At 43.9% G+C, this 13,758-nt stretch carries 8 protein-coding genes; 5 read left to right on the top strand and 3 right to left on the bottom strand.

Annotated elements, in window-relative coordinates; translation table 11 throughout:
- Positions 1-6: 6 nt before the first annotated feature.
- Positions 7-741: a nucleotidyltransferase family protein gene (locus tag DXD68_RS06485; RefSeq protein WP_122360832.1), complete on the bottom strand. Its 735-nt coding sequence runs from the start codon at positions 739-741 to the stop codon at positions 7-9.
- Positions 738-2,168, bottom strand: a complete 1,431-nt coding sequence (locus DXD68_RS06480) for a phosphotransferase (protein WP_122360831.1) — start codon at positions 2,166-2,168, stop codon at positions 738-740. The genes DXD68_RS06485 and DXD68_RS06480 overlap by 4 nt, the downstream gene beginning before the upstream one ends.
- 440 nt (positions 2,169-2,608) lie before the next feature.
- Here DXD68_RS06480 and DXD68_RS06475 point away from each other — a divergent pair, with 440 nt between their 5' ends.
- Complete coding sequence (locus DXD68_RS06475) at positions 2,609-5,221, top strand: DUF6383 domain-containing protein (protein ID WP_122360830.1); 2,613 nt, start codon at positions 2,609-2,611, stop codon at positions 5,219-5,221.
- A gap of 85 nt (positions 5,222-5,306) precedes the next feature.
- On the opposite strand, the gene DXD68_RS06470 is transcribed toward DXD68_RS06475, so the two are convergent.
- Positions 5,307-6,143 carry a hypothetical protein gene (locus DXD68_RS06470; protein WP_122360829.1) on the bottom strand — a complete coding sequence of 279 codons (837 nt, stop codon included), beginning with the start codon at positions 6,141-6,143 and terminating at the stop codon, positions 5,307-5,309.
- A 79-nt stretch (positions 6,144-6,222) separates the two neighbouring features.
- Here DXD68_RS06470 and DXD68_RS06465 point away from each other — a divergent pair, with 79 nt between their 5' ends.
- The 4 genes from DXD68_RS06465 (at position 6,223) to DXD68_RS06450 (ending at position 13,743) form a co-directional block, all read left to right on the top strand.
- Complete coding sequence (locus DXD68_RS06465) at positions 6,223-7,653, top strand: CCA tRNA nucleotidyltransferase (RefSeq protein WP_122360828.1); 1,431 nt, start codon at positions 6,223-6,225, stop codon at positions 7,651-7,653.
- A 55-nt stretch (positions 7,654-7,708) separates the two neighbouring features.
- Positions 7,709-8,875, top strand: a complete 1,167-nt coding sequence (locus DXD68_RS06460; RefSeq protein WP_122360827.1) for a Gfo/Idh/MocA family protein — start codon at positions 7,709-7,711, stop codon at positions 8,873-8,875.
- A gap of 30 nt (positions 8,876-8,905) precedes the next feature.
- A complete protein-coding gene (locus DXD68_RS06455; protein ID WP_122360826.1) occupies positions 8,906-12,004 on the top strand; it encodes a glycoside hydrolase family 2 TIM barrel-domain containing protein in 3,099 nt (1,032 codons plus the stop codon).
- A 155-nt stretch (positions 12,005-12,159) separates the two neighbouring features.
- On the top strand, positions 12,160-13,743 hold the full coding sequence (locus DXD68_RS06450) for an SUMF1/EgtB/PvdO family nonheme iron enzyme (RefSeq protein WP_122360825.1): 1,584 nt from the start codon (positions 12,160-12,162) through the stop codon (positions 13,741-13,743).
- Positions 13,744-13,758: the final 15 nt, after the last annotated feature.

Genomic DNA, 13,758 nt, shown 5'->3' with positions numbered 1-13,758 from the left:
CTTTCCTTATAAATTTTTCATCCATTCTTCCGCTTTAGCCAGCGCATCAGGTTTCCCTATGTCCAATAACCGCAGGTTCTCAGCTGCATATGCATGGATATTGGTCTTGGCACAGATCGAAAGATAGAAATTAATGATCGGAAATTTACCTGTCCATTCTTCCATCCAGTCGAATATCTGAGGCGATAGCACGTGGATACCGCTGAAAGCATATTCATTATATTGATTAGGATCGAAATCGGGATAGTAAGATTTAACTTCGCCGGTTTCGTGGTTACGCCAGCCGCATAATCGGTTCTCTTTATTGAACAGGAGATAACGCGATGTATTGCGCTTGCTGACCAGCAGGGTGGCAAGCGGGTTGGTTTCCAGATGGCAATCGTATAACTTTTTCAAGTCGACGTTCGACATTATATCCACGTTGTGTACCAGGAAAGGTTCATTTCCCTGAAGGAATTTGGCTGCCTTTTTTATTCCGCCTCCGGTGTCGAGCAGATAATCCCGTTCATCAGAAATATGGATCTGAACGCCGAAATTATTATTTGCGGCGAGGAAGTCGATGATCTGGTCTCCCAGGTGGTGGACGTTGATAACGATTTGATGAAACCCTGCATCCTTCAGTCTCAGGATCACATGCTCCAACATTGGTCTTCCATTTATTGGTATCAATGCTTTTGGTGTATTGTCAGTCATCGGTTTGAGGCGGGACCCCATACCGGCTGCAAAAATCATAGCTTTCATAATATTGCGTCAAAGATTTGTTCTATATTTTGTTCCCTGTGGGTCAGGTCTACTTTTACTCCGAACTGGGCATGCAGATGCTCTGCCAGGTGTTGTGCCGAATAGACGGAACGGTGCTGTCCGCCGGTACAACCAAAGGCGATCATCAGGTTCGTGAAACCACGGTCCAGATAACGCTTCACCGAAGCATCGACAATGGTGTATACGTGTTCGAGGAACTGCGTGATCTCTCCGTCTTCTTCCAGAAAACGGATCACCGGCTCGTCCAGTCCTGTAAAATGATTATATCGTTCATATTTACCGGGGTTATTGATCGCCCGGCAGTCGAATACGAAGCCACCGCCGTTTCCGCTCGGATCGTTCGGTATACCTTTTTTATAGGCGAAGCTGACGATCTTGACTTCCAGCATCCGCTTTTGTATATCGTCCCTGAATTGTGTCAGTCCGGTCAGTTCTCTCAGGACGGAGCACAGATATGGATATTCCGGATAGTCGTTCTTCAGCAACTGCCGCAGGTTGTTGATGGCAAACGGTACACTTTGGATAAAATGCGGTTTCTTTTCAAAGTATCCTCTGAAGCCGTAAGCACCCAAAACCTGCAAGGTACGGAATAACACAAAATGACGTAGCTGACGGAAGAAATGTTCTTCGTCCACGTCGGTATATTTTTGTAATGCCTGCAAATAATCGGCAAGCAGTTCGTTTCTCAAATCTTCCGGATAATTGGCTTTGGCCTGCCAGAGGAAAGAGGCGACATCGTAGTAAACGGGCCCTTTCCGTCCTCCCTGGAAATCGATAAACCAGGGTTCACCGTCTTTGATCATGACGTTACGCGACTGGAAATCCCGGTAAAGGAAAGTGGGAGAGGTGTCCTGCAATAAGACATCGCTCATTTTCAGAAAATCATCTTCCAGGCGGTCTTCCTGAAACTCCATGCCTGTCGCTTTCAGGAAACAGTATTTAAAGTAATTCAAATCCCAGAGGATGGAACGCTCGTTGAATTCCGGTTGCGGGTAACAAATGCTGTAGTCGAATCCATCGGCTCCGGCATACTGGATAGAAGGAAGCTGCGTGATTGTCTTATGCAGCAAACGACGTTCTTCTTCATCAAATACACAGCTTTTGCGACCTTTTTCTATGGCGTTGAAAAGCATGGTGTCACCCAGATCTTCTTGCAGGTAGAAGGAATAATCGTCCGAATGGAAATGAACTTCCGGTACGTTAATGCCTTTTCCTTTGAAAAATCCCGACATATAAATAAAAGCCTTGTTCTCTTCCTGAGAAGAGCCACTGACTCCGATCAATGTTTTCGGACCTGATATTCTGAAATACCGGCGGTTAGAGCCGGATGAAGGAAGTTCGGTAATATCTTCGGCCTGCGAACCGGTGTATTCGTAGTAGAGTCTGTTTAATTCTTCTGTTACCATATTTTTTGAATTACGGCACTAAGGTAAGCCTTTTTATTGGGGAAAGGAAACCTTTGTTAGCTTTTTAAGGTAGTTAAAAGTGTTTCACCCTAATGAAACAAATGTTTCTTCCTGATGAAACAAGTGTTTCTCCTAGGTGAAACACTTTTGAGTTAACCATGTCTACGAAAGACAGTTTTGGGTTGACTGTTGGGAGTCTATTATATAAAGGTGGTTGACTAAGTTTATGCTTTAGCCATAAAAAGGTTGTCTTTTCTCTTTGTGTTCGTATAAACGGCGCTTTAATAGCGATTGAAACATGTTGGCATTAAAACAGGTAGTTTTGTACAATATACGTGAATATAAGTATCTTTAGTGTTTGTTATAACTCTTACAAATTGAAAAAAACATATCTTTGTAGCTAGTATTAATTATATGTATAAACCAAAAAGGAATAATATATGAATAAAAAATCTACTCTATTAGCCGCTGCTTTGATGGCGGTAAGTTCGTTGACGGTAAGTGCGGCAGAAGGAGACCAAGTCGATTCTAAGGGTTGGACTTCAGGTAATTACTATCGCTTGACGACAAGTGATGCAAACAAAGAATACTATCTGTCTTTATGTGGATATAAGGCAGACTCTGTTGTATTTATCAAAAAAGAAGATTTGGGAACTTCCAAACTTGCTATTGACTCTGCTCTGTGGGAGATTACAAAAGTAAGAACAGAAACAAGTGGTGATATCATATATCAGTTTAAAAACAAAAAGACAAAGGCTCTTTTATCTTTTGCTAAATCAAGCGAAGCTAAGCCGGTATTGGCAGAAGGTGTTTCTGAATGGAGCTTCAAAGATGGTAAAATCAGTGCTCATTGGGACGACCAGTCAATGGTTTTGCAAAAAGGTGACGAAGGTATTGTTTTTAATGAAACAAAGGAAACTACATTGGTTGTTAAAGCTCCAGCGACTGCGTATGCATTGAAGGCTGCAGAACTTGGCGAAAGCTTTAGCACCTTCCGTCTTTCTTTCGGAAGCGAATATGAAGGAGATATTTTCTCCGGAAAAGATTTGATTGCGAAGGATGTGACGGATAAGGATAAAAACACTTTTGTTACATTACAGGTGAAAGGCGACGAGTCTTTCGAAGGCGGTATCGCAAAGTATTTAGGTGTTGATACGCTTAAAACTGATATAACCAGTGCTACAGGTGCATATGGTGCTCAGTTTAAACTGGATTCAACCTACGCAAAGTCAGCTTTGCATACAGTGGGTAATGCAGAATTTCAACAGTTTAAGTTCTTGGTGGACTTAAAGAATGATTCTTTGGCAATGTTTGTTTATCGTGCACCAGAGGTTAATAAGAAGCCTTTAGTGTCTTCTAATGATTTAGCGCGTGTTGTATTCGCTCAGGTGGGTAATAAGAAGGTATTGACTGTGTCTGAAAGGAAATCAACAAATGATAATGATCCGAAAAACGGCGAAGCTCCTTTTATCTCTGTAGCAAAAGGAACTCCTGCTCAAATCGCATCAGGTACAGGAGTTTACTTCCTGAAGAGTGCAAGTGAAGGTGTTAATGGTGGTAAATATCTTACAGGAGATGGCCAAGATTTGGTAGCGATGACCGGCACTCCGTCTGTCAACCATCCGGAAGGACAGTGGTATATTAAAGAAGACAATGGTATGTATAGCATTGTAGACCGTAAGAGTAATACATCTTTATTGCTGAAAGGTGAAGTTTTCGCCGTTCAGGGAATGGAAAATACTTATACATTCGGTGGTAATGCAGACTCTATTATTGTGATACCGCAGGAAGTGGATTTCGACAACAAGTTCCTGGGGTCTGCTAACTTCACAAAAGATGATATTGCCAATAAGGGTTATGTATTGAATTTGACTCCTGCCGGTGCTGAAACAAGCAATACGTATGCTATGACTGCCGATTCAATTCTCCAGATTAAAGCGGGTGATGCGAAAGAAGCTGTTATCTTCAAACTGGTTGCTGTTGATACTACAGACGCAGGAGGTGCTAAGGCATTAGGTGATGAAATTAATATCGTTACCTATAAACTGAAATCACAATTCAGCGATAAATATATGGCTTATGACACAAAGGCAAAGAGCATGAAGATTTCTGATTTCACGAAGGCTACTGAATTCCATTTCAATACAGATGTTGATGGTGGTAAGTATAATTTGGAAGTCGTGGAAGGTGATGCTAAAGGTAAGTTTGTAACAGCTGATTATTCTTCTTCTAATATAGTATTGACGGAAACTCCGGCATACTTCAATTTTGTCGAAGTAGATGCTCCTGAATACGGTACGTTTGAAACAGGTCATAAACGTTTTACTTCAGATGCAAAATCGTTGACGATGAATACGTTAAACCTGTTTGCTGAGTTGAAGTCGGAAGGGCAAGAAATCTTGAAATCAACGTATGAAAAAGATAATTTCAGTTTGAAGTTGATCAAATCGGAGGCATCAACAGCTGAAATGCCGTTGTATTTCATTACAACTGTAATGGCTAACGAGGCTGCTAAGGCAGAAGCAGTACAGACACGCTACTACATGGTTCCCGGTCGTGATTCTTCATTGGTTGATACAAAGGATAATTATCGTGTACATTTCATTGCAAATGATACGATTGAGACGATGAAGGAAAGCAAGAAGAATCCAGCTCTGTGGGCTTTGAAAGTAACAGAAAGCGGAAATTATCGTTTGGAAAGTTATCAAGAAATGAACCGTGACATTACACAAGAAGTGAAACCAATGTATTTGGGAGTGGCTGATAATGTAGTTGTTATGTCAACGACAGGTGTGGAGTTCTCTTTAGCAGATGCTCCATCTCCTGTAGCCAACGAATCTATCGAAGCTCCGACTACTATCAAAGTGATCGGTGGTAATGGTGAATTCCAGATCCGTAATGCTGGTGGCAAGAAAGTTACCTTGTCTAACATTTTGGGACAGACAATCGGTTCTCGCTTTATCTCATCTGATAATGAATCTGTTCAGACAGCTAGAGGCGTTGTGATCGTTTCAGTAGAAGGTGACAAAGCTTATAAAGTGATTGTGAAGTAAAAAAATCGAAAGATAGATATCAAATAAAAAACCGGTTCTCATGATTGTGGGAACCGGTTTTTTTATGGTACAAAGAAAAAGATTTTTATTCTTCCGTCTTACTCTCCAGTTTGCTTTTCAAATAAGCGATCCGTTTGGTTGACTTCTCTTTTTCTTTCTGAAGATTTTCCAGGTCGCTTAACACCGTAGCCAGTTCGAAAGTAGCGGCAATAGCCTTTTTGTCTCCGTCTGCAATATAGATTGTATAGGGCTTGCCTCCTGTGTAGTCAACTTTAATACGTTCTTTTATATTAGTTGAAATAAACTTGGCGGCATCAATACCTTTTTCACCTTTGTAAGTCACAACCTCTGTTGTTTTCCCCAGGTCTTTAAAGCGATAATTCACTCCGCCGTCATACGAGATAGAAGCAGTTTCGGCAAACTGACCGTCTTTGGTACTGACTTTGATGCCGGTATGATTGATCGGTGCACCGCCATAGAAAACGCTGGCAAGATAAATCTCACCTTTTTCATTCACCCCGCTACGGATATAACAACGCTGTACGTTCCGTTCCACCGTTTGTTGTTTCCAGATATAATTACCTATCTCTTCATAGACACTGTCTTTTTCAAAAACGAATCCTTTTTTCAGACCTTCTGCCTCTTCCGCTTTGATAGGGATCAGACTGTCGCAAAAAGCGATATTCCTTTCCGCTTCTTTTACCTCCACAAGCCGCATAAGTGAAAGCCCCTCTTTTAAGACTTTGAATTCTTTCGGATAGAGTGCGCGGATACTGTCTATTTCACTCTTTGCCGCGAAGAGCTCATTCCGTTCATACATGCTTTGAGCATTGCTCAACCGAGCCCGTGCTTCCTTTTCCGCATTGTTGCAGGCTGCCAGTGTTACGGCGGCAAGTGCAATACATATTGCTGACTTCTTCATGTTGTTTATCTTATTCGTTCTGTCTGCAAAGATATATTTTTTATCTTTGCAGTCTCAACGAGCGAGATAAATAAAGCGAATGTATATAGATCAGGAAGATATTTTAAATCATATATCGGCAAAGCCGTTCCGCATCATATCTGAGGCTGCAGACGAATTAGGTGTTGAAGCTTACGTGATTGGCGGTTACGTCAGGGATATTTTTTTATACCGTCCTTCAAAAGATATTGATGTCGTTGCAGTAGGCTGCGGAATAGAATTAGCAAAAGCAGTAGCTAACAAGTTAGGCAAAAAGACACATCTGTCCGTGTTTAAGAACTTCGGGACGGCACAGGTAAAATCCGGTGACCTGGAGATTGAGTTTGTCGGTGCACGGAAAGAATCGTACAGCCATGACAGCCGGAAACCGATCGTGGAAGACGGTACGCTGGAAGACGATCAGAACCGGCGCGACTTTACGATCAATGCCTTGGCTTTGTGTCTGAACAAGGACCGTTACGGAGAATTGGTCGATCCTTTCGGAGGTTTGGACGATATGGATAATCTGATTATCCGTACGCCTCTCGATCCGGATATAACCTTCAGCGACGATCCGTTGCGTATGATGCGTGCAGTCCGTTTTGCATCTCAACTAGGCTTCTTTATCCATCCCGACACGTTCGATGCGATCGAGCGTAACAAGGAGCGGATCTCCATCATTTCTAAGGAGCGGATTGTGGATGAACTGAATAAGATTGTCCTTTCCCCAAAACCTTCCATCGGTTTTGAGTTGTTGGATAAAAGCGGTTTACTGCCTCTTATTTTCCCGGAACTCTGTGCATTGAAAGGTGCTGAGACAAAAGAAGGCATCGGTCATAAGGATAACTTTGCCCATACATTGATGGTATTGGACCGTCTGAGTAAGACGACGGATAATCTGTGGCTCCGTTGGAGTGCCATTTTCCATGATATCGGCAAACCCGCAACCAAGCGTTTCGACCCTCGTCTAGGTTGGATATTCCACAACCATAACTTTATCGGTGAGCGTATGCTGCCGGGAATTTTTCGCCGCATGAAGTTGCCGATGAACGAAAAGATGAAGTACGTACAGAAGATGGTGACACTCCACATGCGTCCGATCGCCCTGGCAGACGACGAAGTGACCGACTCGGCCATCCGTCGTTTACTATTCGATGCCGGTGACGATATCGACGATCTGATGAAGCTCTGTGAGGCAGATATCACTAGTAAGAATCCGGAAAAAGTCCGCCGCTTCCTGAATAACTTCCGTCTGGTCCGTGAAAAGTTGGCTGATATCGAGGAGAAAGACCGGGTTCGTAATTTCCAACCCCCTGTTTCCGGTGAGGAAATCATGGAGACATTTGCCCTTCCTCCTTCACAACCCGTAGGAGTGTTGAAAGAAGCCATAAAGAATGCCATCCTGGATGGAGTGATTCCTAATGAGCACGAAGCCGCCTATCAGTTTATGTTGCAGCGGGCAGAAAAGATGGGACTAAAGCCTGTGAAGTAACGAAATAAATCCTATCTTTAGGGTCTCAATTCGTAATTGTAAAATTAATATTATCATGAAAAACAGAAAATTAAGAATGGGCATGGTAGGCGGCGGAAGTGACGCTTTTATCGGTGCGATCCATCGTCGTGCTGCCTTTATGGACAATCAGATTGAATTAGTTTGCGGATGTTTCAGCGTAGACCCTGAAATATCTAAAAGTTCCGGACTTTCTTATTTCTTGCCGGAAGACCGTATTTACAGTACTTATCAGGAAATGTTCGAACACGAAATGACTTTGCCGGAAGGCGAACGGATGGATTTTGTGACCATCGTAACACCTAACCGCTGGCATTTCGAACCCGCTATGATGGCTTTGGAAAGAGGATTCCATGTGGTAGTGGATAAACCGATGACCTTCTCATTGGAAGAAGCCAAACAACTTCAGAAAAAGGTGGAAGAGACTGGGCTGATCCTGGCGCTTACGCATGTGTACTCCGCTTATCCGGCAGTAAAAGAAGCGAAAGCCCGTATTGCCCGAGGGGATCTGGGTACGCTTCGCCGTGTATATGTGGAATATCTGCAGGGGTGGCTTTCCGACCGTATCGAACTGCAGGGCGGAAATAATGCCGGATGGCGTACAGACCCGAAACGCTCAGGGAAAGCAGGCTGTATCGGTGATATAGGTACGCACGCCTGGCATCTGAGTGAATATATAACCGGTCTGAAAGTACAGGAAGTTTGTGCCGACCTGAATGCGTTTGTTCCCGGTCGTCCGATCGATGACGACGGTGCCGCTTTCCTTCGTTATGAAAACGGGGTAGTCGGAACGCTTACCGCCTCACAGATTGCTGCCGGAGAAGAAAACAACATCCGTATCCGCATTTACGGTGATAAAGGCGGTTTGGAATGGCAGCAGCAGGAACCGAATACTTTATATGCAAAATGGTCGAATAAACCGACCGAAGTGATTCGTATGGGAAACAACGGTTTCATCGGTGATACGGCTAAGATGAATACCCGTACTCCGGGAGGTCATCCGGAAGGCTTTATCGAAGCTTTTGCCAATATTTACCGGAATTTTGCCCATACCGTAATGAGTGTCAAGAAAGGTGAAACTCCCTGTGAGGAATGCCTGGACTTTCCGACTGTTTATGACGGCGTGAGAGGAATGCAATTCATTGAAACGATGGTGGAAGCCGGATACAATGAAAATGTGAAATGGCAGAAGTGGGTAGATTGATTACCGCACATTAGTAAATCAAAGATAGAAATGAAATTAAAAATGTTAGTTTGCTGTTGTTCCTTGATCGGAATGACAGCATTCGCTCAAAAGAATGAGTGGAGAGATCCGAACGTGAATGCGGTGAACCGTGCCCCGATGCATGCGAACTACTTTGCGTTCGAAACAGCAGATGCAGCGTTAAAGGGATGTAAAGAATCATCAGCCAATTTTATGACTTTGAACGGAACCTGGAAATTTAACTGGGTGAAAGATGCCGATGCACGTCCTACTGATTTTTACCAGGTCGGTTTCAATGACAAAGGATGGGCGAATATGCCTGTACCCGGTATTTGGGAACTGAATGGTTTCGGCGATCCTATTTATGTGAATGTAGGATATGCCTGGCGGAACCAGTTCAAGAATAACCCACCTGAAATACCTGTAGAAAACAATCATGTCGGTTCTTATCGTAAAGAAATAGTTATTCCGGCAGACTGGAAAGGTAAGGAGATTTTTGCTCATTTCGGTTCGGTGACTTCCAATATGTATCTTTGGGTGAACGGCCAGTATGTCGGTTACAGCGAAGACAGCAAACTCGAAGCTGAGTTCGATTTGACAAAATACCTGAAACCGGGCAAGAACCTGATCGCGTTCCAGACTTTCCGCTGGTGTGACGGCACGTATCTGGAAGACCAGGATTTCCTGCGTCTGTCAGGTGTCGGTCGCGACTGCTATCTGTATGCACGCAATCCCAAATATATTCAGGATATCCGTGTGACTCCGGATTTGGATGCCCAGTATAAGGATGCGACATTGAATGTGAGCCTGAACCTGAAAGGTAGCGGGACGGTAGACTTGAAATTGTTGGACAAACAAGGCAATCCGGTTGCTACGGCTTCCTTAAAGGGATCGGGTAAAGTATCGACAGACATCGCTGTTGCCAATCCGTTAAAATGGACGGCTGAAACACCGAACCTCTATACATTGGTGGCCACTTTGAAAGATGGTAATAAGGAACTGGAAGTTATTCCGGTAAAGGTCGGTTTCCGTAAGATCGAACTGAAGAACAGTCAGATACTGGTAAACGGTCAGCCGGTATTGTTCAAAGGAGCAGACCGTCATGAAATGGATCCGGACGGAGGTTATGTCGTATCCCGCGAACGTATGCTGCAGGATATCAGAATAATGAAAGAGTACAACCTCAATGCGGTTCGTACCTGTCACTATCCGGATGCGAATTTGTGGTATGACCTGTGCAACGAATACGGTATCTATGTCGTTGCCGAAGCGAATGTGGAATCTCACGGTATGGGATATGGCGAAGAAACACTGGCTAAGAATCCGTTATATGCAAAAGCACATATGGAGCGTAACCAGCGTAATGTACAGCGTGGTTTCAACCATCCGTCCATCATCTTTTGGTCGTTAGGTAATGAAGCTGGTTTCGGACCGAACTTCGAAGCATGCTACACCTGGATCAAAAATGAAGACAAGAGCCGTGCCGTTCAGTACGAACAGGCCGGAACGAATGAATTTACCGATATCTACTGCCCGATGTATTTGGATTATAAAAGATGTGAAGACTATTGCAACGGTAATGTCGATAAACCGCTTATCCAGTGTGAATATGCACATGCAATGGGTAATTCACAGGGTGGATTTAAAGAATATTGGGATCTTGTCCGTAAGTATCCGAAGTATCAGGGTGGTTTCATTTGGGACTTTGTGGATCAGTCTTTGCGTTGGAAGAATGACAAAGGTGTTGAATTTTATGGCTATGGCGGTGACTTTAACCGTTATGATGCAACCGATAACAACTTCCTCGATAATGGTTTGATCAGTCCGGATCGTAAACCGAATCCGCATATGCATGAAGTAGGCTATATCTATCAGTCTATTTGGGTAACTCCTTCCGACCTGGCAAACGGTGTCGTGAATGTGTATAATGAGAACTTCTTCCGTAATCTCGACGGTTATTATGCTGAATGGGAACTGTTGGCTGAGGGTGAAGTGATACAGACCGGTATGATCAAGGATCTGGATGTCGCTCCGCAGCAGACTAAATCTGTAAAGTTGAATTATAGTACGGAAGGTATATGTAAATGTAAGGAATTACTGCTGAATGTGGCTTTCAAACTGAAGAAAGCGGAAACGATGCTTCCTGCCGGACATACGGTTGCCAAGAATCAGCTGGTGGTTCGTCCGTACAAAGCTCCTGAATTGAAACTGGCTAATGTGGAGAAGACCAATATTGCTACTGTCATTCCGACAATCAAAGAGAACGATTATAATTACCTGATCGTTTCCGGCGAGAACTTCCTGATCGAATTTAATAAGCATGACGGATTCCTTTGCAAATACGATGTGAAAGGACTGGCTTTGATCGATGAAGGCGGAAAGCTGACACCGAACTTCTGGCGTGCACCGACCGATAACGATATGGGTGCCGGTTTGCAGAAAAAATATGCTGCCTGGAAAGAACCGGGTCTGAAGCTGACTTCACTGACGAATAAGATCGAGAACGGTCAGGCTGTAGTAAATGCTGAATATACGATGGAAGCCGTATCGGCTAAATTGTCTATATCCTATACTATAAATAATGAAGGTGCGGTAAAAGTATCACAGAAGATGGTGGCCGACAAGTCAGCCAAGGTTTCCGATATGTTCCGTTTCGGTATGCAGATGCAGATGCCGGAAGAGATGTCGCTGATCAAGTACTATGGACGTGGTCCGTGGGAGAATTATTCAGACCGTAACAACGTAACTGACCTGGGTAAATTCTGCCAGACAGTCGATGAACAGTTCTATTCTTATATCCGTCCGCAGGAAACCGGTACAAAGACAGATATCCGCTGGTGGAAACAGACGAATAAGGGAGGTAATGGTTTGATGTTCGTCGCCGAGGCTCCGTTCTCTGCTTCCGCATTGAATTATTCGATCGAATCGCTGGACGACGGTGTACAGAAAGATCAGAGACATTCAGAGCTGGTCCCGAAAGTAGACTATACAAATCTTTGTATAGATAAAGCGCAAATGGGATTAGGTTGTGTGAACAGTTGGGGTACATTGCCACTGGAGAAATATCGTTTACCTTATGGTGATTATGAATTTACTTTCATTATGACACCTGTTCAATCCAATCTCTAGGAGTCTGAAAATAATTAAAAAAAGCATAATCAGTTTACTTATTACGTTAAATCAACTGGTTATGCTTTCTTTATATTAAGTAAAATGCTACTTTTATTGCCGATTTTTAAATCTAATTCTTAGACTAAGTGTAATTTAGAATACCATAAAAACAGATGGCTACTAACAAAAATTCTAATCGATATTCATCAGACCAAAAGAAGAAGAGTTTTTTTAAAGGAAAGACCTTTATGCTTCTTCTAGGGGGGATATGTGGTGCCGGGGTAATGATCCTGGCTTATAATACGTCCGTCTATTTCTCTTCAGACGAGTCGTGTATGATGTGCCATGTGCATCCGCATGTGGAAAGTAGTTGGAAATTATCCAAGCACGTAAATAACGGAAGCGGTGTGAAAGTTCATTGTGTGGACTGCCACCTTCCGCCTAAACACGATACCTGGAACCATTATACGGCAAAAGCTAAGCTGGGCCTGAAAGATGTCTGGTCTTTTATGACGAAAGACAGCGCCGATTTTGACTGGAACGTAAAGTCGGAATTGGAACATGCCGTTAAGTATATCCCGAACGAATCATGTAAAGAGTGTCACCAGAACTTGTTTCCGGAAGGAATCACAAACGATGGTATCACTGCACACCTTTATTATGATGAGAATGAAAAGAAACTGGACCTGCAGTGTATCAGCTGTCATCTGGATGCCGGACACTACAACCCGAATTACAACCATTCGAAGTTGACGGGTATACCTGGACTGGCCGGCTCTGCTGCTATCGATACCAGTCTGTATTTTAAAGAACCGACACAGGTTACAAGCTTCACGGACTATGTAGAACAGATACCCGGAACTCCGGTATCATTCAAGATGGTTGCTGTTCCGGGCGGTTCGTTCAAAATGGGTAGTACCAGCAAGGAACCGTTCCATGAACCGGACGAGGCTCCTGTCCGTACGGTGACAGTCAGCCCGTTCTTTATGGCTGAGGTGGAAGTTACCTGGGACCAGTACTGGTCGTTCTATGGTAATACGATGAGTGAAGGACGTACTCCTCCCGAAACTGTATATGCAAACAACAGCAATCCGGATGTAGATGCTATTTCCGGTCCTACACCACCGTTCGGATTCCCCGATCAGGGATGGGGTGGTGGCGACCGTCCGGCTATTACGATGACACATTATGCAGCAGAAACATTCTGCCAGTGGTTGTCGAAGAAGACCGGCAAGAAATATCGTCTGCCGACCGAAGCTGAGTGGGAATATGCAGCCCGTGGCGGTACGGAAACTCCTTACTTCTTCAGCGGTAGCCCGAAGGACTTCTCCGACCAGGGATTCTGGCGTAAGTTCTTTGACGCAAAGACCGACAGCATCAGCTCGTTCGTTATCTACAGTAAGAACAGTAAGAACAAGACACAGGAACCGGAACTGGTGAAAGCCAATCCGTTCGGATTAAAGAATATGTTGGGTAATGTCATGGAATATTGTGCAGACAAGTATGATCCTGAAGCTTATGGCAAAGGGGGCGAATCTGTAACAGATCCGTTGGTAACCGAAGGAACAGAGTGGGTAGTACGCGGAGGTAACTATACATCCGATGCTGCAGACTTGCGTTCGGCAGCCCGCGACTATACCAAACATGAAGCGTGGTTAAAGACCGACCCGCAGCAACCTAAAAGTATCTGGTGGTACTCTGATATACGTGGTATTGGTTTCCGCGTGGTTTGCGAGCCGGATTCATCAATGAAGTAGACTAGTGTAAATAAT

Source organism: Parabacteroides sp. TM07-1AC (assembly GCF_003480915.1).
Taxonomy (GTDB): Bacteria; Bacteroidota; Bacteroidia; order Bacteroidales; family Tannerellaceae; genus Parabacteroides; species Parabacteroides chongii.
This window is presented reverse-complemented; position numbering and strand designations above follow the sequence as displayed.